At 57.2% G+C, this 25,695-nt stretch carries 26 protein-coding genes and 8 pseudogenes; 21 read left to right on the forward strand and 13 right to left on the reverse strand.

The features are described from left to right. Positions 1–17: 17 nt before the first annotated feature. The 9 genes from ACTBDU_RS00665 to ACTBDU_RS00705 form a co-directional block, all read right to left on the reverse strand. Complete coding sequence (locus ACTBDU_RS00665; RefSeq protein WP_438805180.1) at positions 18–647, reverse strand: DUF3164 family protein; 630 nt, start codon at positions 645–647, stop codon at positions 18–20. Then, entirely contained in the window at positions 637–852 is a 216-nt protein-coding gene (locus ACTBDU_RS00670) for a hypothetical protein (protein WP_438805181.1), read from the reverse strand. The genes ACTBDU_RS00665 and ACTBDU_RS00670 overlap by 11 nt, the downstream gene beginning before the upstream one ends. A gap of 310 nt (positions 853–1,162) precedes the next feature. Continuing rightward, on the reverse strand, positions 1,163–1,699 hold the full coding sequence (locus tag ACTBDU_RS00675; RefSeq protein ID WP_438805182.1) for an AAA family ATPase: 537 nt from the start codon (positions 1,697–1,699) through the stop codon (positions 1,163–1,165). After that, entirely contained in the window at positions 1,641–1,874 is a 234-nt protein-coding gene (locus ACTBDU_RS00680) for a hypothetical protein (RefSeq protein ID WP_438805183.1), read from the reverse strand. The genes ACTBDU_RS00675 and ACTBDU_RS00680 overlap by 59 nt, the downstream gene beginning before the upstream one ends. 236 nt (positions 1,875–2,110) lie before the next feature. Beyond that, positions 2,111–2,398, reverse strand: a complete 288-nt coding sequence (locus ACTBDU_RS00685) for a hypothetical protein (protein ID WP_438805184.1) — start codon at positions 2,396–2,398, stop codon at positions 2,111–2,113. Beyond that, positions 2,399–2,527, reverse strand: coding sequence for a Mu transposase C-terminal domain-containing protein (locus ACTBDU_RS00690; RefSeq protein WP_438805185.1), 129 nt, complete (start codon positions 2,525–2,527; stop codon positions 2,399–2,401). Between the two features lie 47 nt (positions 2,528–2,574). Beyond that, a complete protein-coding gene (locus ACTBDU_RS00695) occupies positions 2,575–2,841 on the reverse strand; it encodes a hypothetical protein (RefSeq protein ID WP_438805186.1) in 267 nt (88 codons plus the stop codon). A 54-nt stretch (positions 2,842–2,895) separates the two neighbouring features. Beyond that, positions 2,896–3,846 (reverse strand): integrase catalytic domain-containing protein, encoded by a 951-nt coding sequence (locus tag ACTBDU_RS00700; protein ID WP_438805223.1) that lies wholly within the window; start codon positions 3,844–3,846, stop codon positions 2,896–2,898. A 58-nt stretch (positions 3,847–3,904) separates the two neighbouring features. After that, a complete protein-coding gene (locus tag ACTBDU_RS00705; protein ID WP_438805218.1) occupies positions 3,905–3,985 on the reverse strand; it encodes a hypothetical protein in 81 nt (26 codons plus the stop codon). A gap of 311 nt (positions 3,986–4,296) precedes the next feature. Here ACTBDU_RS00705 and ACTBDU_RS00710 point away from each other — a divergent pair. The 4 genes and pseudogenes from ACTBDU_RS00710 to ACTBDU_RS00725 all read left to right on the forward strand — a co-directional run. Then, positions 4,297–4,416: pseudogene (locus tag ACTBDU_RS00710) on the forward strand (hypothetical protein); the annotation flags it as partial. A 3-nt stretch (positions 4,417–4,419) separates the two neighbouring features. Further along, complete coding sequence (locus ACTBDU_RS00715; RefSeq protein ID WP_438805187.1) at positions 4,420–4,557, forward strand: hypothetical protein; 138 nt, start codon at positions 4,420–4,422, stop codon at positions 4,555–4,557. A 67-nt stretch (positions 4,558–4,624) separates the two neighbouring features. After that, positions 4,625–4,819 (forward strand): hypothetical protein, encoded by a 195-nt coding sequence (locus tag ACTBDU_RS00720; protein ID WP_438805188.1) that lies wholly within the window; start codon positions 4,625–4,627, stop codon positions 4,817–4,819. 916 nt (positions 4,820–5,735) lie between these two features. Continuing rightward, a pseudogene (locus ACTBDU_RS00725) lies at positions 5,736–6,752 on the forward strand (nickel/cobalt transporter). On the opposite strand, the pseudogene ACTBDU_RS00730 reads toward ACTBDU_RS00725, so the two are convergent. Further along, a pseudogene (locus tag ACTBDU_RS00730) lies at positions 6,753–7,518 on the reverse strand (SDR family NAD(P)-dependent oxidoreductase). Positions 7,519–7,805: 287 nt separating this feature from the next. Then, positions 7,806–8,612, reverse strand: coding sequence for an inositol-1-monophosphatase (gene suhB / locus ACTBDU_RS00735; RefSeq protein WP_438805189.1), 807 nt, complete (start codon positions 8,610–8,612; stop codon positions 7,806–7,808). A gap of 124 nt (positions 8,613–8,736) precedes the next feature. On the opposite strand from suhB, the gene trmJ reads away from it, so the two are divergent. The 6 genes and pseudogenes from trmJ (at position 8,737) to ACTBDU_RS00765 (ending at position 14,223) form a co-directional block, all read left to right on the forward strand. Then, the gene (gene trmJ / locus ACTBDU_RS00740; protein ID WP_438805190.1) at positions 8,737–9,504 is read left to right on the forward strand and encodes a tRNA (cytosine(32)/uridine(32)-2'-O)-methyltransferase TrmJ; all 768 of its coding nucleotides are present in this window, start codon (positions 8,737–8,739) and stop codon (positions 9,502–9,504) included. Between the two features lie 202 nt (positions 9,505–9,706). Beyond that, a complete protein-coding gene (iscR, locus tag ACTBDU_RS00745) occupies positions 9,707–10,204 on the forward strand; it encodes a Fe-S cluster assembly transcriptional regulator IscR (RefSeq protein ID WP_438805191.1) in 498 nt (165 codons plus the stop codon). A gap of 47 nt (positions 10,205–10,251) precedes the next feature. Further along, complete coding sequence (locus ACTBDU_RS00750; RefSeq protein WP_438805192.1) at positions 10,252–11,445, forward strand: IscS subfamily cysteine desulfurase; 1,194 nt, start codon at positions 10,252–10,254, stop codon at positions 11,443–11,445. A 583-nt stretch (positions 11,446–12,028) separates the two neighbouring features. Further along, the gene (gene pepB, locus ACTBDU_RS00755) at positions 12,029–13,327 is read left to right on the forward strand and encodes an aminopeptidase PepB (RefSeq protein WP_438805219.1); all 1,299 of its coding nucleotides are present in this window, start codon (positions 12,029–12,031) and stop codon (positions 13,325–13,327) included. A gap of 208 nt (positions 13,328–13,535) precedes the next feature. Beyond that, positions 13,536–13,910 (forward strand): annotated as a pseudogene (locus ACTBDU_RS00760) (SseB family protein); the annotation flags it as partial. 55 nt (positions 13,911–13,965) lie between these two features. Continuing rightward, a complete protein-coding gene (locus ACTBDU_RS00765; RefSeq protein WP_438805193.1) occupies positions 13,966–14,223 on the forward strand; it encodes an enhanced serine sensitivity protein SseB C-terminal domain-containing protein in 258 nt (85 codons plus the stop codon). A gap of 161 nt (positions 14,224–14,384) precedes the next feature. On the opposite strand, the pseudogene sseA reads toward ACTBDU_RS00765, so the two are convergent. Continuing rightward, positions 14,385–15,178 (reverse strand): annotated as a pseudogene (gene sseA / locus ACTBDU_RS00770) (3-mercaptopyruvate sulfurtransferase). Positions 15,179–15,229: 51 nt separating this feature from the next. On the opposite strand from sseA, the gene ACTBDU_RS00775 reads away from it, so the two are divergent. The 11 genes and pseudogenes from ACTBDU_RS00775 to ACTBDU_RS00825 form a co-directional block, all read left to right on the forward strand. Beyond that, entirely contained in the window at positions 15,230–15,418 is a 189-nt protein-coding gene (locus ACTBDU_RS00775) for a hypothetical protein (RefSeq protein WP_438805194.1), read from the forward strand. Between the two features lie 120 nt (positions 15,419–15,538). Then, positions 15,539–15,970 (forward strand): nucleoside-diphosphate kinase, encoded by a 432-nt coding sequence (ndk, locus tag ACTBDU_RS00780; RefSeq protein ID WP_438805195.1) that lies wholly within the window; start codon positions 15,539–15,541, stop codon positions 15,968–15,970. Positions 15,971–16,143: 173 nt separating this feature from the next. Then, a pseudogene (locus tag ACTBDU_RS00785) lies at positions 16,144–17,357 on the forward strand (bifunctional tRNA (adenosine(37)-C2)-methyltransferase TrmG/ribosomal RNA large subunit methyltransferase RlmN). A 67-nt stretch (positions 17,358–17,424) separates the two neighbouring features. After that, a pseudogene (gene pilW / locus ACTBDU_RS00790) lies at positions 17,425–18,202 on the forward strand (type IV pilus biogenesis/stability protein PilW). Further along, the gene (gene rodZ / locus ACTBDU_RS00795; RefSeq protein WP_438805196.1) at positions 18,192–19,043 is read left to right on the forward strand and encodes a cytoskeleton protein RodZ; all 852 of its coding nucleotides are present in this window, start codon (positions 18,192–18,194) and stop codon (positions 19,041–19,043) included. Before pilW ends, rodZ begins: the two are co-directional and overlap by 11 nt. 36 nt (positions 19,044–19,079) lie before the next feature. Next, positions 19,080–20,201, forward strand: coding sequence for a flavodoxin-dependent (E)-4-hydroxy-3-methylbut-2-enyl-diphosphate synthase (ispG, locus tag ACTBDU_RS00800; RefSeq protein ID WP_438805197.1), 1,122 nt, complete (start codon positions 19,080–19,082; stop codon positions 20,199–20,201). Positions 20,202–20,219: 18 nt separating this feature from the next. Next, complete coding sequence (gene hisS / locus ACTBDU_RS00805) at positions 20,220–21,494, forward strand: histidine--tRNA ligase (RefSeq protein ID WP_438805198.1); 1,275 nt, start codon at positions 20,220–20,222, stop codon at positions 21,492–21,494. A 13-nt stretch (positions 21,495–21,507) separates the two neighbouring features. Next, on the forward strand, positions 21,508–22,125 hold the full coding sequence (locus tag ACTBDU_RS00810) for a YfgM family protein (protein WP_438805199.1): 618 nt from the start codon (positions 21,508–21,510) through the stop codon (positions 22,123–22,125). A gap of 9 nt (positions 22,126–22,134) precedes the next feature. Next, positions 22,135–23,316: an outer membrane protein assembly factor BamB gene (bamB, locus tag ACTBDU_RS00815; RefSeq protein ID WP_438805200.1), complete on the forward strand. Its 1,182-nt coding sequence runs from the start codon at positions 22,135–22,137 to the stop codon at positions 23,314–23,316. Between the two features lie 137 nt (positions 23,317–23,453). Beyond that, positions 23,454–24,929 carry a ribosome biogenesis GTPase Der gene (gene der, locus ACTBDU_RS00820; protein ID WP_438805201.1) on the forward strand — a complete coding sequence of 492 codons (1,476 nt, stop codon included), beginning with the start codon at positions 23,454–23,456 and terminating at the stop codon, positions 24,927–24,929. 5 nt (positions 24,930–24,934) lie between these two features. Next, a pseudogene (locus tag ACTBDU_RS00825) lies at positions 24,935–25,132 on the forward strand (zinc ribbon domain-containing protein); the annotation flags it as partial. A gap of 22 nt (positions 25,133–25,154) precedes the next feature. Here the strand turns inward: ACTBDU_RS00825 and ACTBDU_RS00830 are convergent. Continuing rightward, on the reverse strand, positions 25,155–25,454 hold the full coding sequence (locus ACTBDU_RS00830) for a protealysin inhibitor emfourin (protein ID WP_438805220.1): 300 nt from the start codon (positions 25,452–25,454) through the stop codon (positions 25,155–25,157). Positions 25,455–25,695 lie beyond the last annotated feature (241 nt).

Consider the following 25,695-nt stretch of genomic DNA (forward strand, 5'->3'; position numbering starts at 1 on the left):
TGTTCTGCCTTCATGATTCATACCCCGGCGATATCCGGCGACAGCGGCCGATATTGCCCGGTCTCGTCGATGCGCTCATAAAGGCGGATATAGCTCTTGCTGCTGACCACCTGCACCGCTTCCGCCAGCGCATCCATCGCCCGCAAATAGCACGGGTCGGTAATATCATGGCGACGCAGCTGCAGAATACGGGCCGAATTAATATCACCGTTCTTATCGGTGGAAAATGCTTGGTCAATAATGGCCAGCAGCTCCGGTCGCGCATTTTGCGTCCATTCCGCCATGCAATCATCAATTAACGCCTTGGCGGCCTGGATACGCTCATCAAAGGTAATGCGGTCTTGCAGCGCGCGAATGACCTTGTAGCGGCCATCAAAGGAATACAGCGGCACATTGCCTTTTCTGCCGCCACGCTTCACCCCGTATTGCTCAACCGACAGGGCAATCAATGCCTGGATATCGACAAACGCGCGGTGTTTAAAATCTCTCAATGCCTCATGCAGCGGCCGGGTGCGTGCCACAATAGCTTTGACCAGGACGTCGCGCTCCTTATCAATGGGCTTTACCATGGCGTCGGGTATCAGTGCGCCCTTGGCATCCTGCCAGTAACCGGCGGGCACCGTATTGTCATGTAAGTTAGTGGACATGATGACCTCTCTTGTTAAATGTATTGGCAATAGAGCCTTTATTGATAGCCTCGAAATCAGCCCGGCACAATAATACGGTGGCAAGTGCATCGTGAATAAATTGAGTTTCCTTCTTTTCAATTTCACTGCCCGTACCGCTGGCATTAATATTTACATCAATGCCGATAGAGGTTTGCTGAACAATGATGTTAATTTCAATTGTCATGGTGACATCAATATAATGATGCTGGTTAAATAGCCGCGCATCCATTTTTCATGAATACCCCTTGCTTAAAACCACTCCGTGCGTTTTTGCCAACGGGGATATAATCCGCCTGACCCTTTTTTAATAATTGCTCACAGAGCGTATGGTGTTCAATACGGATAACCGGCTTGCAGTCATGCAATATCACGCCTTTTACACTCGCGCTTTTTATCGTTAAATACTGTATAACGGCTTCTGCCTGCGTCATCGCGGCGATAAGATGATTGTTGGTTGATACCATCTTTATGATGGACTGACATACTTTTTTCCTTCAATGAATCAGCATTTCTGCATAGCGGTCGATTAACGTCACGGACATCCCCTGATTGCCGATAGCGCTTGTCCAGGCCACCCCGCGCGCCAGTTTAAACAGGCGGCGATAATTGCCCCATGAATGTTTGCGAAAGGCGACGGCAATCTCGGGCGCAAGCGGCTCGCCCGATGCTTCACCGTTCAATAACAGACTGCCGAGAATGGCGCTGAAATCCTCGGTTTCGCTCTCTTTCCTCCGGGACGCCAGGTCTAACGCCATGCCCACCCGGCTATAGAGCTGGGCGTATTCCCCGCGTGAGCCTTTTAGATTAAGATTGAGCGGCAAACGCGGCATCCCCGCCAATACAATGGCCACCCCGGAACGGTCGTGAATGCGCCGCAAGACCTCAAGCGCCCTGTAGGGCAGCAGCTCAGCCTCATCAACCAGTACCAGCCAGTGCTTATCGCGCAGCCCCTGTACGCACTCTTCGACCAGATCATGGATATTGCCGGTTTTCCGCAGACCCAACCGGGCGCACAGCGCCTGTAATAACACCTTGGCGGTAATAGCCGGGGTCGGCTTCAATCAGGATGACGTTTTTATCGCCGCTGTTGGCGCGCACATACTCTTTCAGCATTATACTTTCCCCCATGCCGACCGGGTCGTATATCACACCGATATCGCCGAAGTCGTGCGGGGCACTAATCAGGCCGAGCGCCACCCTGGCCAAATGGGTCGGCACAAAATTCACCTTGATGTCCCGCCGGTGGGCGCGCTCTGTCTCACTGTCAAGAAAATCTCGCAGTGTGCCCTCGACGTTATCAATATTGCCGTTGTAAACCCCCTTTAAATATTATGAGATGGTCGCGCCACTTAATCCGGTTTTATCGGTCACCTTGCGCTGGGTGTAGCCTGACCGCGCCATCAGCTGGAAAATACGTTCTCGCGTTGTCATACAATATAGCCTTACCAGTTATTACCGATTTGTTTAATATTGTGCTTATATTCGGATTTAAATAAATACACCTTGTCTTTTTTGGGTGCCGATACCTGGGGTATCAGCAGGCTGTAATCGCTCTCTCTGGGTGCGTCAATCACCGGGCGTAATTCGTCTTTTGCATCCTGAATTTTGCTTTCAACGAGTTTAATGCGACGCTTGGCGCGCGCTTCCAGCGCTTTTCCCACTCTGGAGACCGGCACTGGCGAGGCAGTATTGCCATTCCACAGCGCAGTACAGAGATAGGCCCCGTCCATCTAGTGAATAATCACTTCATTAGGATTATGGATATCGTAAGCCACCCGCACCGTCTGGCGGTCTACCTCAATCAGCTCCCTGGCAAAATACTGGTTATTCAGCAGTTCAACCCAACCGCGCTGGGCCACGCGGTTTTTTCCGGCATAAACATCTCGCGCAACTCGCCTGGCGTCAGCTATTCAATGTTGTCCCCTTCCTCAGCCAGCAGGGCCTTGCAAGCGGCCGGCGTCATCGATTTACCGTTGACCTTCGGTAGCGCGCTGTGCTCGTGGCTGTGGTTATAGCGCTGCACCTCCTCCTCGATAGCGTCTATCAGCTGCCGCCAGCTGGGCAATATCGCCAGCGTCTTTTGCTGCGTGGTGTTCAGCTCCTTCCCCTGACGAAGGCATTCGATAGACTCAGCAGTTTTGCCCCTGCACCCGCGCCCCGTTGGGGTCAGCACTTAGCCCGTTATAGGTCTGAAAGCGCAGGGCCAGCCTGCGTGGCAGCACGCCGTTCAGCCGCTCGATAATGCCCCACGCCTGCGGGGGTTACCGGGAATAGCGGTAATATGCTCAATACCCAGCCGGGGAAAAATCCCGGTGATATCCGCATCCAGCATCTTGTTGGTCTCGCCGCCGCCGTTATCGGAGTAGGCAAACAGCGGCTTGCCGTGGTGCTGGATGGCATAACGCCACCCATCCGCTACCGCGATGGTGTTTTCTGCCAGTGACAGGCTCCAGCCCACCAGATAGCGGGTACGCCCGTCGAGCACCGAAGTCAGCTCCGGGGTAAAGAACAGCCCGTGTATCGGATGCGCCACTTTCATGTTCAGCGACTTGCCGTCGGCTATCCAGCAGCCATTTACCGCGATCCGCGCCCAATCCCGCTGCTGGTACACCTGATACGCCTTGAGCGCCGAGCCGGTGACCCGGCCCTTGACCCTTCGGTTGGGCGCAACCCGCTTGACCATGCGATTGACCTTGTCGTAGGTCGGCAGGGCCGCCAGCATAACAGGTTGGTCATGGTATTTACTCTGCCAGTCCGCCTGAAATGCGCGGTAGGCTTCCAGCACCGTCAGGCCACAGGGTCGGGCATAATACGGCCAGAACAGGGCGTAGAACCACGTCATGTCCTCGGGGCGCTGCTGCTTCTTCAGCTTCTCAGGAGCCAGTATCGCCAGACGCTCCTGGGGCCTTTCAGCGCTGAAATAGAGACTCACCCATTCCTGTGGGCTGCTTTTGCTTACCCCTTGCCGGGGGGTGCGGCCCTTTTTGGTGTTAGCCCGCGTGGCGGCGTGCTGCAAAGCCTCGGGCAATGTGCCGGCCTTTGACTCATCGACGATAAAAATCACCGCCGCAATGCGGGTCATGCAGCCCTGCTGTAACCGAACCACTTCCTGTGCCAGCATCATGCGCGCATCGGCAATCTGCTTCTGCTGATCGTTCAGAGCCTGCACCTTGCTCATATAACGACTCGGCCAAATGCTGGCCGGATCCACATTGAGTGCATTAGCGATAATGCGTTCACCTTTGGGATAGTGACGGTACAGCGCGTTTTTTTAACTTGCTGGACGCCAGCCCCGAGCCGCGGGAGAGATCTTGCATGGTGATCCCCTTCTTGTGCAGGGAGGCCAGGATATGAATCCGGTGTCAGTCACGATGATTCACTTCATTTCTATCTATCATTCGATTACCCTAAAAGGTTAATCATGCGGGTAAGTCATGGGGCTTACCCATACAGCAATGACATCTCAAACTTAAGACAAGTAAAGTAAATAATGAATTTTCTTTTCTGATCGCTCCATATGAGAGATATTTTTGTATTTTATTAACTATAATCAATAAGTTATAGAGAAAAAAATGAGGAATAAGAAAACAAGTAATTTTGCTTTTGATATGGATGGAAAAAAAATTTTATCGCACGCCTTAAACAACTTACAGGCAATAGAAGCGTCAGAGCTGCTGCAACTGAATGGGGGTTATCCTTCTCAACATTGCACAACTATTTAACTAGAGGTACAGAACCATCTTTTACAGTGGTGCAGGGCATTGTATATAAGAAACACGTCAGCCTGGACTGGCTTGCATTTGGTTCATCATGCACTCAAAACGAAGTGGCCTCAACTAGCGAGATTCAGTCGATTAACGAGGAAAGCCTAATGGAGGATCCTTTATAAGCTACTTGGCATATGATTTATAAGTCGCTAAATAAAAAAGATTTAGAGGCATTAATAATGCCTGCTTTTGCAAGAAGGGGCAAAGGGTGTATTGGCGTTATCAGGACGTAAAGATGACTTAGATAGCCTGTTACTCCAACTTCCAAAAGAAGGAAGAGAACGTCTGATAGCCCTACACGAAGCTAAAAAGGGGGCGGTATCTGAAGAGTGTGCAGTAGAAGATGTGGCAAGCTTAAACTGTAAGAAAAGTGGAGCGGCCTAAATAAAGATTAGGCCATTATCTATCTCATTTCATTATTTTTATGATTTACTAATATTTTTTAACCTAATTCACATATATCTAATGGATGCCCAAAAGGCGTTTAAACTACCTTTAAATCTGCTCAAACCACAGTCATTCGAGTCTAGAATCTGTAAAATCTCTGTAAGCCGCGTCATTAAAGGGATTCCAGCTAACCCATCGTTTAACTTAAGAGTTCAGAAATGATTGCCATCCCACATTCGGCGCGCTGATCGGGCAGTAACGGCAAAAGGCGATCCAAGGCCTCCGCCAATTGCGACGGCGGGATTTGCAGCGCAGGTGGGGCAGGTCGCGCCACTGGTGCGACAGCGCTACGGTAAAATCGCGATCGATGCGATCCGGGCAGAGGCGCCGCGCCCGACGCAGTCCATCGAACAGACACAACCGATGATTGAGAACGTCGCCCTCAATACGGTATGACCCCTCCCGGCAGAGTAGGGCAAGCCGGTATAGCGTGCCGATTTCGGCTTCAAACTGCGCGAGATCGCTTTGAACGGTATCGGGTTCGGTCCCGCACCGATGTGCCAGTTGTGCCAGTGAGCAAGACTCCGTTGCCGAGTATAGAAGTAGCAACAGATGGCTACGCCGGCCGGAAGCGGACAGCGCGGGCGCCTGTGAAGTGGGCGGACTCATGGGTCATATACCCTTTTGGCTATCGTAACAGCCTTAATCATAGTCAATCGCTATCTCCACACTGGTGGTGCGCAAAATTTGTTTCATAGCTTTTAGCCGCGTTACATTTTTCCCGCCTCTGCCGGACAGACCGTTAATCCTGTCGCTAAGGGAAAAGGGGGGATGGATCGTCGCCTAAGTTATGTTAGTTAATAACATAATTGAGCTACGGGCGACAGGCGCCTGGCGCCTGTCGGGAGACGCTGTGACAAAAATTAACGATAACGTCCTGCGGCCGGGGGAACCACGTTCATCCCGCCTCTGGCTGAACTTGTGGCCGCTAGGGGTATTTTTAGCGGCGCTGGCGGCGGCGCGCCATTGGATCTGGCTGGGCTGGCTGCAAATCCTGTTGCAGATAATTCACTGGCAAAAGCAGCTGCACCAGCATATGGTGGTGCTGTTGCAAGAGGTGCAGGCTAAGCCAAAGCATTATGGCGCCACGCTGCTGCTGTTCAGCTTTGTTTACGGCATCCTGCACGCAGTCGGACCCGACCACGGCAAAGTGGTCATAACCAGCTATCGCGCTACCCACCGTTCACGACTGTGGCAGAGCGTGCTGATGACGCTGGCCACGGCGCTGTTGTAGGGTACTATGGCAATCATGCTGGTCACAGTGACCCTGAATCTGCTGCGTCTGTCTTCACGCACGTTGCACTTTGGTCAATTCTGGCTGGAAAAGGCCAGTTTTGTGCTGGTGGTGGGATTGGGCGTCTGGCTGTGCTGGCGTGCGCTCAGGCGCCTGTTATATCTCCTGCGCACGGCCGCGGCGTTTAAGGGAAGGGCGCCGGTGGTCCGTGCGATATCGCCGGCGAGTCACCGCCACCCTGCAGACTGCGGCTGCGGTCACCGTCATTTACCGCGGGATGAGGAGCTGCAGGCGACCGACGGCTGGTACAATCGCGCCGTCGTGGTCGTCGCTATGGGCTTGCGCCCTTGCTCCGGCGCGGTCTTGGTATTGCTGTTCGCCAAAGTGAATGGCGTGTATGCCTGGGGCGTGTTGTCCGCGCTGATGATGGCCGTGGGCACGGCGCTGACGCTGCTGGTGTTTTTTGGGCAGGCCGTTACTGAACGACTGATTAAACCGCGCGCTCTGGCGCGATGTGGTATGGGCAACGCTGGCGCTCGCCGCGGCGGGGTGTCGTGCTTGGTCGGCGACGGCGCGCTGCTGTATTTCAGTGAAGTGCCGGAAATGGTAAGCGGCATCCGCCCGTTTGGCGTCTAATTATACCACCGCCGCCATGCCGCCATCGACAGACAGCAAATAACCATTGACAAAATACGCAGCGGGGGAGGCGAGGAACACCGCCGCGCCGATTCAGTTCCTGAGGATCGCCCCAGCGCTCGGCGGGCGGGCGCTGATAAAGCCACCGGTTAAACGTTTCATCCTCCGATAGTGTGGTGGTCATTTCGGTTTTGAAATACCCTGGCGCGATACCGTTGACCTGAATATTGTAAGGCGCCGGTTCGGCACACATCCCGCGGGTCAGCATTTTGACCGCCCCTTTAGCGGCGGCGTAAGGTGTGATGTTCGGCCGGGCCAGCTCGCTTTGCATTGAGCCGATATTAATGATTTTGCCCCGCCGGCGCGCCACCATCCGTTTTGTAACCTGTTGCGAAACCAGAAACACCGCCTTCTGATTCACATTGATAATCTCATTCCAGTCGGCTTCAGGAAACGTGAGCAGCGGATGTCGACGCTGAATGAGCGCGTTATTGACAAGAATGTCAATCGGGCCCTGTTGCTGTTCCAATTGTTTGATCGCGCGGCTGACCTCGGCCCCCTGGGTAATGTCAAAGCTCACGCCCTGCGCATCCAGGCCCTCGGCGCGCAGCCGTTCAGCCGCCTGCTCGGCATTCTCTGCGGTCGTCGCACTGACGATTACGCTTGCGCCATGACGGCCGTCGCCGCCGGCCAGCAGATAACATATCCCCCAGGAGCCGCCGCTGATGAGTGCACGTTTCCCCGTTAAATCAAACAGATTTTGCATAATATCAGCCTTGCTGATGAGTCGGTGAGATAAGGGAAGGTTTACCGCGGCTGTTTTCCCCCTACTCCCTTCTCTACCACGAATTGTCCGGCATGGGAATGATTTTGCTGGCACAGGAACGGCAGGTGCGGCACTGGGAATGGGTTATGCAATGGTGCTGAAACGGCAGAGTCAGTGAAAGGAACAGTGGCGCCGGGGCGTGGCGTGACGATAAAAAAGTGTCTCGGAAGGCGTCGGGTAAAGCCCGCTACGTCAGGGCTGGCGGCGATGCAGGCCTTGACTAACGCTTAACGCTTCAGCGCCTCGCTCAATTCGTCGCGCAGGGTCGATAGCATCGCTTTCACCACACGGGGATTGCCGGCCACGATATTGCCGGAGAGCAGGTGATTATGGCCACCGGTGAAATCGGTGACCAGACCGCCCGCTTCACGTACCAGCAGTTCGCCGCCGGCGAAGTCCCAGGGCTTCAGACCGATCTCAAAAAATCCGTCCACGCGGCCGGCGGCCACATAGGCCAAATCGAGCGCGGCTGAACCGGTACGGCGGAAATCCGCACATTGAATGAACAGTTTACTTACCAGGGCAATATAGCTGTTGGCATGCTGTTTCTGTTTAAACGGAAAACCGGTAGCCAGAATAGTGCCATCCAGATCCCGTGCGGTACTGCAGCGCAGACGATAGCCGTTCAACTGGGCGCCTTGACCGCGGGATGCAGTAAACAGCTCATTACGCATAGGATCATGGACCACGGCAACTTCCGTGCGGCCTTTGATGCGTACGGCGATGGAAACGGCAAAATGAGGGAAACGCTTGATGAAATTGGTGGTGCCATCCAGTGGGTCAATAATCCATTGTACCTTGTTGTCTTCGCCGGCCACCGGCTTGCCGCTCTCTTCGCCGATAATGGTGTGCTGCGGGTAGGACTTGCGGATGGCTTCAACAATCAAACGTTTTGCTTCGCGATCAACGTTTGTGACAAAGTCGTTGGCGCCTTTCTGGCTGGTTTCGACGGCATCAGCGGTTTCATAATGTTTGGCAATTAAATTACCCGCCTTTCGCGCAGCGCGAAAGGCGATGTTGAGCATCGGATGCATGGATATCGTCCACTAGAATGTTAAAGAACTAAAACGGCGCGGAAGCGGAAGTATAGCAGAGCGTCAGCAAAAAACCTACGGCTATGCTACGATATTGCCTACATTTCCTCTGACTTGTAAGACTATGCTGCACAATATCCGCATCGTTCTGGTTGAAACGTCTCATACCGGCAATATCGGCGCCACCGCTCGCGCAATGAAAACCATGGGGTTAAGCAATCTATATCTGGTCAATCCCCTGCACAAGCCCGATGCGCAGGCTATCGCCTTATCCGCTGGCGCCAGCGATATTGTTGGCCATGCCTCCGTGGTTAATAATCTTGATCAGGCGCTGGCCGGGTGTAGCCTGGTGGTGGGCACCAGCGCCCGCTCGCGGACGCTTTCCTGGCCGATGCTGGAGCCGCGGGAGTGCGGCGTGAAAAGCATCCAGGAGGCGGCGCAGGCCCCGGTGGCGCTCCTGTTCGGCCGGGAGCGCGTCGGCCTGACCAATGATGAGTTGCAAAAATGCCATTTCCACGTTCAGATCCTGGCCAATCCCGAGTACAGTTCGCTTAATTTGGCGATGGCGGTGCAAATTCTGGCCTATGAAGTCCGTGTCGCCTGGCTTGATAGTCAACGTCAGGACGCGACGGTGCAAGAGACTTCGGTCTATCCTCTGGCGGAAGATCTTGAGCGTTTTTATCAGCATCTGGAGCAGGTGCTGAGCAGTACCGGTTTCATTCGCCGTGCCCATCCGGGACTGGTGATGAACAAGCTGCGCCAGTTGTTTAATCGTGCGTGGCCGGAAAGCCAGGAATTGAATATCCTGCGCGGCATACTGACCTCCATTGAGCACCCGCAAAAGCCGAAAACGCCAGCACCGGATACCGGCCACGGCTGCCCGCTGGCGTGATGCCCTCGTGCCACCGGTAGCGTCCGCCCGCTGGCGGATTGCGGGAATGTCCTCTTTCGGGGCGGGTTTGCGCCGCCGGGCGCAAGAGTTTTTGCCGGTGGAAAAAGAATAAATACTTGAGCAAATTGCTTGGTTAAATAGTTGACTACTTTAGTCAGGAATAGTAGACTTTTGCTACGTTATTTTCACCGGTATTCTGATCATGAGACTGACTTCCAAAGGCCGCTATGCGGTTACCGCCATGCTTGATGTCGCCCTCCACTCCGGTAAGGGGCCTGTGCCGCTCGCCGAAATTTCGGAGCGCCAGGGGATTTCCCTTTCCTATTTGGAACAGCTGTTCTCCCGCCTGCGCAAGCATGAGCTGGTGGCCAGCGTGCGGGGACCCGGCGGCGGCTATTTGCTGGGGCGTGACTCTGATCAGATTGCCGTCGGCGCGGTTATCACTGCCGTGGATGAATCCGTAGACGCCACTCGCTGCCAGGGTAAAGAAGGCTGCCAAGGCGGCGACCGCTGCCTGACCCACACGCTTTGGCGCGATCTCAGCGTGCGCATCAGCGAGTTTCTTAACAACATTACCCTGGCGGAACTGGTCAGTGATGAAGAGATCCTCGACGTCGCCGATCGCCAGGACAATGATACCCGTCGTCCGATTGCCAACGGCCAGCCGCAGGAAACGATTAACGTCAACCTGCGCGCTTGAGTATAATAAGGGCATCCACTGTTATTGATGCCTGGAGTTAATGCTTCATGAAATTACCGATTTATCTTGATTACTCTGCCACTACGCCGGTCGATCCGCGGGTGGCGGAAAAGATGATGCAGCATCTTACGCTGGACGGTATTTTCGGTAATCCGGCTTCCCGCTCCCACCGTTATGGCTGGCAGGCAGAGGAAGCCGTTGATATTGCCCGTAATTACGTCGCCGCCCTGGTGGGCGCCGACCCGCGCGAAATCGTTTTCACTTCCGGTGCCACAGAGTCCGATAATCTGGCCCTTAAAGGGGGGGCTCATGCCAGCCGTGCGAAAGGCCGCCACATTATTACCGCCGTAACTGAGCATAAAGCGGTATTGGACACCTGCCTACAGCTGGAGCAGGAAGGTTTCACTATCAACAGACTGGTGCCGGTGGCGACCGGTATCGTCACCCCGCAGCAGTTGGGCGATGCGCTGCGTGATGACACGATTCTGGTGTCGTTAATGCACGTTAACAATGAAACCGGCGTGATCCAGGACATTGCGGCATTCGGCGATCTGTGTCGTGCCCGTGGGGTGCTTTTCCACGTGGACGCCACCCAAAGCGTAGGGAAATTGCCTATCGATCTTACCAGGTTGCCGGTGGATCTGATGTCATTCAGCGGCCATAAAGTGTACGGGCCGAAGGGGATCGGTGGCCTGTTCGTGCGCCGCACGCCGCGGGTGCGGATCGAAGCCCAAATCCACGGCGGCGGCCACGAGCGGGGCATGCGCTCCGGGACGCTGCCGGTACATCAAATTGTCGGAATGGGGGAGGCCTATCACCTCGCGGCGCAGGAGCTGGCGAGCGAAATGCCGCGTCTGCGGGCTCTGCGTGACCGCTTGTGGCAGGGACTGCAACAGATCGGCGGGGTAGCGGTAAATGGCTGTCTGGATCAGAGCGTGGCGACGGTGCTGAACGTCAGCTTTCGTGATGTTGACGGCGAATCGTTTATTATGGCCCAGAAAGATCTGGCGGTCTCAACGGGATCTGCCTGCACTTCCGCCAGCCTTGAGCCGTCCTATGTGCTGCGCGCGATGGGGCTGGATGAAGAGCATGCCCACAGCTCCATCCGCTTCTCTTTAGGGCGCTTTACCACGCCTGAAGAAATAGAGTACGCCATCAGCCAGACCCGAACGGCCATTGCGCGTCTGCGTGAGGTTGCCCCTCAATGCGCCGCCGGCGCGGCGAACTGGGTGCAACGCTAAGCCATAATGCCGGCGGCGCAGCCTTGGCGCGGCGCTGGGCAGTGCACAGGCGTCGCCGCCTCGCTCAGCTCCAGTTTACGCCGCGGCGTCGTGGCTCCGCTGCGCTCCAGTTAGGCCGGCGGCGTTAGTTTACGTAGGTAGCGTGACCGCTCTCCGACTGCGCCAGCACGTGCAGATAATGACGCCAAGAGACGGCAGCGCCTCTATCCCGCGTTGCCTCAAACAGTCGGCGCCGCCGATCCGTCGAGGAGCCGTTTCCCGTCTTCAGTTGTCGCCGTTTTAGCCACCGCGGGCGTTGTCGTTGGGGTTAAACCGTTATCGCCGCGGCACGCGCGGCCAAGATCCTGCGGGGCAAATTTGTCATTTTTCTGTCATCGGTTTCAACGACCATAACCCCGCCGCTGCTTTTCCTGCCAGTTGCCCGCGCCGTAGGAAAAACTGCTGGCGGCGACCGTGAGGGTCTGGTTAGATGAGTGCAATAGCAGGCGGTCAGACCAACCCGGCGGTCATGAACCGCGATGACACTCTACTGTACCGGATATGTACAGACGGCATTACTACCCTAATTTATTGGAGCAGTCTCATGATGATCGAAGCGATGCAGCTCACGCTATCTACCACACCCGCCGACCCGCCCTGGGGTGAAAAAGCGTTATTGAGCGCCAATGAGCGCGGAATGACCATCCATTTGACGGGCGATGATGTGCTAAGCGCCATTCAGCGCGCGGGGCGCAAAATCGACGGGCAAGGGATAAAGCAGATAGCGTTGGTGGGAGACGCGTGGGATCTGGCGCGCTGCTGGGCATTCTGGCAAGGCTATCGGTCCCCCAAAGGCGAGCGCCGTGTAACTTGGCCAACGCTGTCCGAAGCGGCGCGCAAGGAGCTGGATGACCGGCTGCAAATCATTGACTGGGTGCGCCATACAATTAATACGCCGGCGGAAGAGCTGGGTCCGGAACAGCTGGCGCAGCGCGCGGTGGATATCATGTCTGCCGTGGCTGACGAAGCCATCAGCTATCGCATCATGAAAGCCGACGACCTGTTTGATAACCAGTATACGGGGCTGCATACCGTCGGCCGCGGTTCCGATCGCCAACCGGTGTTGTTGACGCTGGACTATAATCCCGGTGGCGATGCGCAGACGCCGGTGCTAGCGTGTCTGGTGGGGAAAGGAATCACCTTCGATACCGGCGGTTACAGTCTGAAAGGTAGCAGCTTCATGGATTCCATGAAGTCCGATATGGGCGGCGGCGCCACGCTGACGGGCGCGCTGGCGCTGGCCATCAGCCGCGGCCTGAACAAAAGGGTGCGGCTGATTCTGTGCTGTGCCGAGAATATGGTGAGCGGCAATGCCTTCAAACTAGGCGATATCATCCGTTATCGCAACGGCAAATCGGTCGAAGTAATGAACACCGACGCCGAAGGCCGCCTGGTATTGGCCGACGGGCTCATTGACGCCAGTGCGGCCAAACCGCAGCTGATTATCGACTGTGCCACCCTGACCGGCGCCGCAAAAACCGCGTTGGGCAATGATTATCATGCGTTGTTCAGCTTCGATAACGCTCTGGTGGCGGCGCTGATGCAAAGCGCCAGGGAAGAGAATGAATTTTTTTGGCGTCTGCCGCTGGCGGAGTTCCACCGTCAGCATCTGCCGTCCAATTTCGCCGATATGAGCAATGTAGCGGGTGGCGCGCACAGCGCAGGCGCCAGTACAGCCGCGGCGTTCTTATCCCATTTCGTGGAAAATTATCGTCAGGGCTGGCTGCATATCGACTGCTCCGCCACTTACCGTAAAGGCGCGGTGGATCAGTGGTCCGCCGGCGCGACAGGGCTGGGTGTACGCACGCTGGCCAATCTGCTGCTGGCCCGGGCGCAGGACTGATGCCCATGCCCGTCAATGCGACTATAGCAAAGATGCCCGTAACAGCCCGCGCCCGGGTCGACCAACCGTTTGACATGACGCCCGCTCAGGCGGCGTCTGGAATTGCAAAGTATGACGTTCTCACAAGATAACGCGCTGCAGCGCCTGCTCCAGCGCGCCGCCGGTGAGCCGGCTTATCGCTCGGCTTTTTTCCAGCTGTTGGGTGTATGTGGCGGGTGAAGCCGGCGATGATTGGATAGCCGGCGCCGCGTGCGACGTCGGCGCATCGCCGGTCACGTTGCAGCATTGGGAAAAGCAGGACGGCGGCTCCGCTATCCCCTTTTTTATCTCGGTGGCCGCGCTGGAAAGGGCGGTGACGGGTCCCCAGCCTTTCGTTGCGCTGCCGGTGCGAACATTATTTGCCATGATCGCCGGCGCAGAGCTGTTTCTAAATCCCAAGCTGCCTTACGGCAAGTCCTTCGCGCCCGATGAGGTGACGGCGCTGTTGAGCAACGACGGTGACGCGTTGACTGAACGGCAGGTTTTGGCAGGGGAAATGCGTATGACCCTCAGCGAGCCTAAGGACATGCCGGTACAGATGGTGGACTCGCTGACCGCACTATTCGCGCAGTATAAACAGGTGCGGCGGGGCTTTTCTGGTGCAGGTGCGGGACGATGCGGAACAAGAGCAGCACTGGCTTATCGATCTGGAATGCGACAGCGATGCCAAAGAGGCCATTCAGGCGACGGGGCAGGTGGCGACCGATACCGCGCCGGACGCACTGCCGGTGGATATATGCCTGGTGGAGGAGGGCGAGGCGGGCATCAGCCATTATCTCCTTCACCACATTACTCCGTTCTATGAACGGCGCTGGGGCAGCTGGCTACGGTCGGTGAAAGACGCAGGCCGGTCCTGAGTTCTTTTTTCAAACGCCTAGGGGCCGGACCATCGCTTTACGCCGCCGCCGAAGACCATTAGCGTGTGCGTCGCGCTACCGCGACGGCGTGCGTCCAGCGCTTCGCGGTCAAACTCACCCAGGTGCGCGGCCCGGCGCTTGCGCTGTCGCGTCGCCGAGCGCTATTTGGCGACGGCGATGGGCGTATCGCTACGGGTGCCCCATTCACTCCAGGAGCCGTCATACGGGCTGATGATCTGTGCGCCCAGCGCTGTGAGAGCCAGCACCGCCACCGCCGTGGTGACGCCGGTGCCGCAGCTGGCAACAACCGACCGCCTTGGATGAATGCCCCCGCCTGGCGCAGTTGTTCCTCCAGCACTAGCAGGGGCTTTAGCTGCCCATCTTGTACCAGTAGGTCCCAGGGTAAGTTCAGGCTACCGGGAATATGACCGCGCAGCAAGCCGGGGCGGGGCTCCGGCGCCTCGCCGCGAAAGCGTGCCGTGGGACGGGCATCGACGATTTGCGCCGATCCGTCGGTGCTGATACGGCAGATGTCGTCCAGTGAACGCACCCGGTTGGCCGCAATGCGCGGGGTAAAAGTTTGCGGCGCGGGCGCCGGTTGCCCCTCTTCCAGCGGCAGGACGGCACGCCGCCAACCGTCCCGCCCTCCCGCCAGCAACGACACCTGCCGGACGCCGCTGGTTTGCAGCATCCACCAGCCGCGCGGGGCAGAAAACACTGGACCGTCATCGTAGATTACGCAGTGGTGTGTGTCGCTAACGCCGAGCGCACCCATATCGCGGGCAAACTGCGCCGGGGAGGTCAGCATATGGGGCAGGGGAGAGGCGCTATCGGACAGGGCCTCGATATCAAAAAATACCGCACCGGGCAGCAGATGACCCGCACGAAATTCCGCAACACTTTCACGCGCCACCTGATAACCGGACGGCAGCATGCGCGCGTTAAGAATACGCACCTGAGGATCATCGAGATGCTGCTATAGCCATGTTTGAGTAACGAATAAAGAATGAATCATTACAGGCTCTGTCCGGGGTGCGCCGCGCATTGTGCTGGCGCCATCGCATTGTCTGGCATTGTCGGCTTTTTTGCCGTTGGCTTCATGCCGGAGCGGCTGCAGCTGGGGCAGGGCGCACAAATGAACGGCTCCCGGGGCGGCGCAGGGCTGTCGCCCTCGGCGCGGCGGCGCTTTTTTTAGTGAAATGTTATTCTTAAAGGTAGCGGCGCGCTTCGCGCGCCCCTATAATTTGCGCCACTTGCACTGGCCGGCGTAACAGCGAATTAGCGCGGCCATAACAAAAACCACCTAGAGGTTCTTATGACCATTGAAAGCACCTTTTCCATTATCAAGCCGAACGCCGTGGCCAAAAACGTCATCGGTGCCATTATCCAACGTTTTGAAAGCACCGGGCTGACCGTGGTTGGCGCTAAAATGCTCCAGCTGACCCGTGAGCAGGCGGAAGGATTCTATGCCGAGTATAAAGGCAAACCGTTCTTCGACAGCCTGGTGGATTTTATGATCTCCGGCCCCATCCTGATGCAGGTGCTGCAAGGAGAAGACGCCGTGCGCCGCAATCGTGAAATCATGGGCGCCACCAACCCGGCCAATGCTTTAGCCGGCACCCTGCGCGCCGATTATGCCGACAGCTTTACCGAGAACGCGGTACACGGCTCGGATTCCGCTGAATCTGCCGCGCGCGAAATTGCTTATTTCTTTGCCGATGGCGAAGTTTGCGCCCGTATTCGCTAATCCTTGCCGCACAACAGAGAAAAAAAGGCCTGCTTCACCTTTTAAGCCAGGCAGCGCTACGCTAAAATAAGCGCCCAATGCGCCCCGGATGAGATGGTAATCCACACTCTGCCGGGGCATTTCTTTATGTATTTCGCGCCATAACATGTAATAATGAGGCCTGCAATAAAATGATATCAGAACAACTTTTGTCTGAACTTTTGCCCGTGGCGGCAACGTCCCCTTCCCCTTCCCCTTCCCCTTCCCCTTCCCCTTCCCCTTCCCCTTCCCCTGCGCCCGCAGCCCAGCAGAAATTGAACCTGCTTGATATGAACCGCCAGCGGCTGCGCGAGTTTTTTTCATCAATGGGGGAAAACCCTTCCGCGCCGATCAGGTGATGAAATGGATCTATCACTATTGCTGCGATGATTTCGATCAGATGACGGACATCAACAAGCTTTTGCGCGCCAGGCTGAAAGCGCTGGCGGAAATCCGCGCGCCGGAAGTCGCCGAGGAGCAGCGCTCTGCCGACGGTACCATCAAATGGGCCATCAAGGTGGGCGACCAGCAGGTCAAGACGGTCTACATTCCCGAAGACGATCGCGCCACGCTGTGCGTCTCCTCCCAGGTCGGCTGCGCGCTACAATGCACTTTCTGCTCCACCGCGCAGCAGGGCTTCAACCGTAATCTCCGGGTGTCGGAAATTATCGGCCAGGGCTGGCGCGCGGCAAAGATCATCGGCGCCGCCAAGGTCACCGACCAGCGTCCTATCACTAATGTGGTAATGATGGGCATGGGCGAGCCGCTGCTCAATCTCACCAACGTGGTGCCGGCAATGGAGATTATGCTGGACGATTTCGGCTTCGGGCTGTCCGCCTCCGGCGTCGTGCCGGCCCTGGAGAAGCTCAGTGACATGATAGACGTGGCGCTGACAATTTCGCTCCATGTGCCAAACGATACGATTCGCGACGAGATGAAATTATGTCGATTAACCGCAAATACAATATCGAGACTTTCCTGTCGGCGGCGCGCCGTTATCTTGACAAGTCCAACGCCAATCAGGGCCGCGTGACCGTGGAGTACGTGATGCTCGATCACATCAACGACGTGCCCGAGCACGCACATCAACTGGCGGCATGTTTGAAGGATACGCCGTGCAAGATTAACCTTATTCCCTGGAACCCGTTCCCCGGCGCCCCCTACGGCCGCAGTTCCAATAGCCGGGTGGATCGCTGATCGCTTCGCCAAGGTGCTGATGGACTACGGGTTTACGACCATTGTGCGTAAACCGCGCGGAGACGATATCGATGCCGCCTGTGGGCAACTGGCGGGAGAGGTGATCGACCGCACCAAGCGTACCCTGCGTAAACGTATAAACGGTGAATCGATTGAGGTGAAGGCAATCTGATGGCAAGCGCTGACGCTGGCCTTTGACCCACGTTAACGGAAATAGCGTAACTGATACGGGAACCGGCATGAAGCTGATTCGGATGGGTGGAGTCGCAATCATCATCGCTCTGGTGGGCGGTTGCGCCGGCGAAAGCCGGCAGGAGGGGTAGAGCGACGGCGGGCCGTTACCGCAGGCGACGCCGCAGTCCGCACCCACGCGCTTGCAACTGGGGATAGCCTATCTGGCGGCGGGTAATCTGGATACCGCCCGGCAGAATATGTCAATGGCGGTGAAAGCCGCGCCCGACGATTACCGGACCCAGTTAGGTATGGCGCAGTATGAACAGCGGATTGGTGAAACCGCCGCCGCAGAGAATCGCTATCGCCTGGCCCTGAAACTGGCGCCGCAAAATAGCGAAGTTCTGAATAATTACGGTGCGTTTTTATGTGGTTTAGGGCAGTATGTACCGGCGCAGCAGCAGTTTTCCGCGGCTGCGCAATCGGCGGATTACGGCGAGGTGGCCGATAGTTTGGAGAGCGCCGGCTACTGTTTTTTCAAGTCAGGGGACGACGCACAGGCGCGTACCTTAGTTTATGCGCACGCTGAAGTATGATCCTGAAAAAGGCGCGGCGCTAATGTCTGAAGCGAACCGGCAATTAACGGCGGGTCGCGCTGACAGAGCGCAGCGGCTATTGAATATTTATCAACATGTGCTTCCGGCCAGCGCCGAAAGTTTATGGTTACAGATTCGTTTCGCTGCGTTAGCCAACCGGCCGAATGAGGTGCAACGTTATGGCACACGGCTTGCGCGAAGTTTTCCACAATCCGAACAGTACCAGCAATTCTTAGCTAATGAATACTGAAGCCCTGCAAGATCAAGCACTAACCACGACGGGCGGACGCCTGCGTCAAGCCCGCGAAAATATGGGATTAAGCCAGCAGGCGGTGGCCGAGCAGCTGTGTCTGAAGGTGTCCACCGTGCGGGATATCGAAGACGATCACGTCAATCCCAACCTCGCCTCGACATTCCTGCGCGGCTATACCCGCTCTTATGCGCGCCTGGTGCACATTTCTGAAGAAGAACTGACCCCGATAAAGGCCTTGAAGGTAGCGCCAATGCAGAGCTTCTCGCTGGGCAAGACCCGCAAGAAACGCGACAGCTGGCTGATGGGGGTCACCTGGCTTATCCTGTTTGTGGTGATTGGTCTGACAGGCGCCTGGTGGTGGCAAAATCATCAGGCCCAGCAGCAGGATATCGCCGACATGGCCGATCAATCCTCCGCCCAGTTATTGCGTGGGGATGATGCCACGTCGGTCCCGCTTGGCGACGGCGCGGACGACGTCGTCCAGCCGCCGGCGGATCAACCGGCCGACGCAGATGCCGGTGCGTCGGCTGCGGCGCCGCCTTCATCACCCGCAAGCGCGGCGTCCGCCCCTGACATCGCCGGCCAGACCGACGGCAACGCGCTGGTGATGAATTTTACCGGCGACTGTTGGCTGGAAGTGTTCGATGCTGGCGGCAAGAAACTGTTCAGCGGTATTCAGCATAGCGGCGCCAGGCTGAATCTCACCGGCCAGGCACCGTACAAATTAAAAATCGGCGCCCCTGCCGCAGTGCAGGTTCAGTACCAGAGCAAGCCGGTGGATCTGAGCCGGTTCATCCGGTCAAATCAGGTTGCGCGACTGACCGTAGCCGCCCAGTAAAGAGTCAAGCCAGTCGGCAAGGTTGGAGAATGTTCAATGCATAATTTCGCACCCATAACCCGTCGAAAATCGAAACGTATTTACGTTGGCAAAGTGCCGGTAGGTGACGGCGCCCCCATCGCGGTGCAGTCAATGACCAACACCCGTACCACCGATGTTGCGGCGACGGTGCAGCAGATACAGGCGCTGAAGCGCGTCGGTGTTGATATCGTACGCGTATCGGTGCCCACTATGGACGCCGCCGAAGCGTTCAAACTTATCAAACAGCAAGTCGCTATTCCGCTGGTGGCGGATATCCATTTCGATTATCGCATCGCGCTGAAAGTCGCCGAATATGGCGTTGACTGTTTGCGTATCAATCCCGGCAACATCGGCAACGAGGGGCGTATCCGTTCCGTGGTGGATTGCGCACGCGATAACAATATCCCGATTCGCATCGGCGTTAACGCCGGCTCCCTTGAGCGCGATCTGCAGGAAAAGTATAGCGAACCCACACCGGAAGCCCTGTTGGAATCGGCCATGCGCCATGTGGATATCCTTGACCGGCTCAATTTCGATACGTTCAAGGTCAGCGTGAAAGCCTCCGACGTGTTCCTGGCGGTGCAATCCTACCGCCTTTTGGCCTCGCGTACCGATCAGCCGCTGCATCTGGGTATTACCGAGGCAGGCGGCGCTCGCAGCGGGGCGGTGAAATCGGCGATTGGTCTTGGTCTGCTATTAAGCGAAGGCATCGGCGATACGCTGCGCATCTCGCTGGCGGCGGATCCGGTAGAGGAAGTGAAGGTCGGTTTCGATATTTTGAAGTCGCTGCGTATTCGCGCCCGCGGCATCAACTTCATTGCCTGCCCGACGTGTTCGCGTCAGGAGTTTGATGTTATCGGCACCGTCAATGCCCTGGAGCAGCGGCTGGAGGACATCGTCACGCCAATGGGTGTCTCCATCATCGGTTGTGTGGTGAATGGTCCCGGCGAAGCGCTGGTGTCCACGCTGGGTGTGACCGGCGGCCATAACAAGAGCGGTTACTATGAAGACGGCGTTCGCCAGCGCGAGCGTTTCGATAACGAATTGATGATCGACCAATTAGAGGCCCGTATTCGCGCGAAAGCGGCGATGCTGGACGAGAATAATCGCATCACGGTCAATCTGATAGAAAAATAACACAGGTAGAGATTCGACATGGCAAAGAACATCCAGGCCATTCGCGGCATGAACGACTATTTGCCGGAAGAGACGGCATTCTGGCAGCGCGTGGAAGAAACACTTAAAGACGTGCTAGCCAGCTACGGCTACAGTGAAATCCGCCCGCCGATCGTCGAACAGACCCCGCTGTTCCAGCGGGCTATCGGTGAAGTTACCGATGTCGTGGAAAAAGAGATGTATACCTTTTCCGATCGCAACGGCGACAGCCTGGCCCTGCGTCCGGAAGGCACCGCCGGCTGCGTGCGCGCCGGCATTGAACACGGTTTGCTGTACAATCAGGAACAGCGGTTGTGGTATGTGGGACCGATGTTTCGCTATGAGCGTCCACAGAAAGGCCGCTACCGTCAGTTCTACCAGATGGGCGCCGAGGTATTTGGTCAACAGGGACCGGATGTTGACGCCGAGCTTATTCTGCTGACCGCCCGCTGGTGGCGTGCGCTGGGTATTCAGGAACATGTGGCGCTGGAGCTGAATTCCATCGGTTCGCTGGAGGCGCGCGCGCGCTACCGCGAGGCGCTGGTCGCGTTTTTGCGCCAGCATGAAGACCGCCTGGATGAAGATTGCCGCCGTCGCATGCATACCAATCCGATGCGGGTATTAGACACGAAAAACCCCGATATTCAGGCGCTGCTCAACGACGCACCGGTTCTGATCGATTATCTTGATGACGATTCCCAGGCCCACTTTTCCGGTTTGTGTGAACTTTTAGACCTGGCCGGCATCGCATATACGGTTAATCCGCGTTTGGTGCGCGGCCTGGATTATTACAACCAGACGGTTTTCGAGTGGGTCACCACCCGTTTGGGGTCGCAGGGCACCGTTTGCGGCGGCGGCCGCTACGATGGTCTGGTGGAACAGCTGGGCGGTCGCGCCACCCCCGCCGTAGGCTTCGCGATGGGGCTGGAGCGGCTGGTGCTGCTGGTGCAGGCGGTCAACCCGGATTTCGCCGCAGCAGCGCGTGTGGATGCCTATCTGGTGGCGGCCGGGGACGGTGTGCAGCGTGAAGCGCTGCGGCTGGCGGAGCAGTTGCGTGACGCGCTGCCTTCCCTGCGGCTGATGACCAATTACGGCGGCGGCAGCTTTAAAAAACAGTTTGGCCGTGCCGACAAGCACGGCGCCCGCATCGCGCTGTTTCTCGGAGAAAGCGAAACGGCGGCGGGGCAGGTAGTGGTGAAGGATTTGGCTACGGGTAACCAGGAAGCGCTGGCGCAGAGCGATGTCGCCGCGCGGCTGGCATCGATTTTAGGTTAAGGAGAGGGACACCGTGGAAGTCTACAGCACTGATAACGAACAGCGCGATGCGCTGCGCCGGTTCTTTGTCGATAACGGTAAGGCGCTGGCGATAGGCGTCGTGCTCGGCGTTGGCGCTCTGGGGGGCTGGCGTTACTGGCATAATCACCATAACGACGCCATGATGGCGGCATCTAGCGCCTGGCAGCCGGTGAACGCCGGCCTGAGCGGCCAGGCGGCACAGCCGCAGCTGGACGCCGCGCAGCATTTTGCCGACGCCAACGACAATAACTATGGCGCGCTGACCTTGATGGGGCTGGCGCGGCAATTCGCCGAGCGGGGCGATTTCCCCGCCGCACAGAAGCAATTGCAAAAGGCGCTTGGCCAGACCCGCGAGGCCAATCTGCAATCGCTGATTAATCTGCGGCTGGCGCGCGTGCAGCTGCAGCAGAAAAACGTGGATGGCGCATTGAAAACCCTCGACGGCGTGAAGGAGCAGGGATGGACGGCGCTGGCGGAGGATACCCGTGGCGATGCGCAGGTGATCAAGGGCGATAAACAGGCCGCCCGTACCGCCTATGAGAAAGCGCTGCAGTCCGGCGGCGCGCCGCTGGCGCTGGTGCGCATGAAACTGAATAATCTGTCCAGCTGAGAGGGGGCCATGCAATTGCGTAAAACAATGTTTGTAGGACTGTTATCGGTCACGCTGCTCAGCGGGTGCTCGTGGTTCAGCGGCGAGGGAGACGTAGTAACTATGTCGCCGCTGCCCAAAGTGGACAACCAGTTTCAGCCGACGACGGTATGGAGCCGCTCGGTCGGTAGCGGTACCGGCGAATTCTATTCCAACTTGCACCCCGCCTGGCAAGACGACCGCGTATTCGCGGCGGATCGTCGTGGCGTGGTGAGCGCGCTCGATGCGAACAGCGGCAAAGAGATTTGGTCGACTAACCTTTCCATCCATACCGGCTTCTTCTCACGCAATCGTCCGGCGCAGCTCTCCGGCGGCGTGGCGGCGGCGGGCTCGCGTGTTTACGTGGGCAGCGAACTGGCCAAGGTTTATGCGCTTGACGCGCAGGACGGCCGCGTTGCCTGGGAAACGATGGTTGCCGGCGAGGCCCTGTCTACGCCGGTGGTCAGCGATGGCGTGGTGCTGATCCATACCAGCAACGGCATGCTACAGGCGTTAAACGAGGCCGACGGCGCGGTAAAATGGACCGTTAACCTTGATGTGCCGCCGCTGACGCTGCGCGGCGAATCCTCACCGACGACGGCGTTTGGCGCCGCAATCGTGGGCGGTGATAACGGCCGGGTCAGTGCGGTCATGATCAATCAGGGCCAGCCGATTTGGCAGCAGCGCATCTCGCAGCCGAGCGGCGACACCGGAATTGCCCGGATCAACGATGTGCAGACCACGCCGGTCGTGGTTAACGGCGTCGTGTACGCCCTGGCCTATAACGGCAACCTTGCGGCGCTGGATCTGCGCTCCGGCCAGGTAATGTGGTCGCGGGAAATCGGTTCCGTAACCAATCTGCTGGTGGACGGCGGCCGGATTTACCTGGCGGATCAAAATGACCGCGTTATTGCGGTGGACACCCAGGGCGGCGTCATCCTTTGGCGTCAGAGCGAGCTGCTGCACCGTAACCTGACCTCGCCGGTGCTGTATAATGGCTACATAGTCACCGGCGACTCGGAAGGCTACCTGCATTGGATTAACACCGATGATGGCCGGTTCGTGGCTCAGCAAAAAGTGGATAGCGCCGGCCTGCTGGCGGCCCCTATCGTTGCTGGCGATAAACTTATTGTGCAGGCAAAAAATGGCGAGGTTTACGCCATTACCCGCTAAGGCGTGCTATCATTTGCCGCCGGTAGCCGGATACGTGCTACCCGCAACGGCTCCTGAACATGTCAGGAGCCGTTTTGTCTTATGTATAATCGGTCCTGTTTCGTCTTTGCCGTTTTTAACCTGATGAGGTTGTAATAATGATACCTATCGTCGCGCTGGTCGGGCGCCAAAATGTAGGAAAATCTACTCTCTTTAATCGACTAACGCGCACTCGTGATGCGCTGGTGGCGGATTTTCCAGGGCTGACGCGTGATCGCAAGTATGGTCGTGCCGAATGGGAAGGCCATGAGTTTATCGTTATTGATACCGGCGGTATTGATGGCACTGAGGAAGGGGTGGACACCCGCATGGCCGGTCAGTCGCTGGTGGCGATTGAAGAGGCCGACATTGTGTTGTTCATGGTAGACGGACGCGCCGGCCTGCTGGCGGCCGATAAAGGTATTGCCAGGCATCTGCGCCGCCGCGAGAAAACCACGGTGATTGTCGCCAATAAAACCGACGGGATCGATGCCGCCAGCGCGGTAGGGGATTTTTATTCCCTGGGCATGGGCGAGATAGTCCCTATTGCCGCCTCGCACGGGCGCGGCATCAACAGCCTGTTGGAGCAGGTTTTGTTGCCGCTGGTGAGCGATGGTTTGCCGGTGGCGGAGGCAGACGACGAGGACGAATTTGCGCCCTGGCCTGACGACGAGGCCGAGGCGCTGGCGCTGGAAGAAGAGGAGCCTTTTGATCCTCAATCGCTGCCGATAAAGCTTGTGATCGTCGGGCGTCCTAACGTGGGTAAATCCACGCTCACCAACCGCATTCTCGGCGAAGAGCGTGTGGTGGTCTATGACATGCCCGGCACTACCCGCGACAGCATTTATATTCCCATGGTACGTGACGAGCGGGAGTATGTCCTGATCGATACCGCAGGCGTGCGCAAGCGTGGCAAGGTTACGGAAACCGTGGAAAAATTCTCCGTCATCAAAACGCTGCAGGCTATCGAAGGTGCCAATGTCGTATTGCTGGTCATCGACGCCCGTGAAGGCATTTCCGATCAGGATTTGTCGCTGCTGGGCTTTATCCTCAATAGTGGCCGCTCGCTGCTCATTGCGGTCAATAAATGGGATGGTCTATCCAGCGAGACGCGTGACGAAGTGAAAGAAGCGCTGGGTCATCGTCTTGGTTTTATCGATTTTGCCCGCGTGCATTTCATCTCGGCCCTGCACGGCAGCGGCGTCAGCAATCTGTTTGAATCGGTGAATGAAGCCTACCAATGCGCCACCAAGCGGGTGAGCACTGCGCTATTGACGCGCATCATGCGCATGGCGGTGGACGAACATCAACCCCCGCTGGTGCGCGGTCGGCGCGTTAAACCCAAATATGCCCATGCCGGTGGCTACAATCCTCTGATTGTGGTGATCCACGGTACACAGGTTAAAGATTTGCCGGATACCTATAAGCGCTATCTGATGAATTATTTCCGCCGCTCGCTGGAGATTATGGGCACGCCGATTCGCATCCAGTTCAACGAGGGCGCCAACCCCTTCGCCGGGCGGCGCAATACCTTAACACCGACGCAGCTGCGTAAACGCAAGCAGCTGATGAGTCATATCAAGAAAAACAAATAAGCGTGATGGACATGGCACACTGTGAGATTTGCCAACGACCACTGGTCACTGCGGGCAGTAAGCTGCATTATCCCGCCTGCGGGCAAGACTATCGCGAGTCTGCGCGCTGCCCTGGTTGCGGGCAGCCGCTTGAGATCCCGAAAGCCTGCGGTGCGGTGGACTATTTTTGCCCCCACGGCGATGGGCTTATCGCTAAAAAACGGGGACGCTGTTGCTCGTCACCTGCTAGGATGGGTCATGCGGCGCCGGCGGTTCATCCTCCAATTGCCCGTGTCGCCATAAAGCCTGCAGCTCGGGCGGCGCGCTTTGTTCCGGCACCAATAAATCCAGCTCGCCCGTCCCTGTTGCGCCGTCGCCGCGATAAAAAATCTGAATACGAAAGTATCGTTGGTCGCCGCGCCCCGGCGTGTTATCACCGCGCGGCGGCTGTGCCAGCGGCGCCGCGCGGTTGATTAGAGCACATAACCGTTCGCGTTTTGGCGCTGAAAACCCCCAGCACGAAGCGCTGCTGGCCCGCCAGCGCAGGGATAAAAGCGAAACCGCCCTCCCGAGATAGGGGGGGTCACGGTATGGTTATTCAAAACAGGTAATCTGTTCATGCTGTTCTCCCGGGGGCGAAGCGGCATTTTCCCGCAGAACCGCCCCTTATGTTAAGGCACCCGCCTGCCGCCAGGTGTTCTCGACAGCCTCGCCGGTTTCCGCATCAAATTGCTCTGTAGCGTGACTTATGGTCAATCTCGCGAAATCGGCAAAACTTGTAGCGACG

Source organism: Sodalis sp. (in: enterobacteria), from assembly GCF_051710625.1.
Taxonomy (GTDB): domain Bacteria; phylum Pseudomonadota; class Gammaproteobacteria; order Enterobacterales; family Enterobacteriaceae; genus JBPESN01.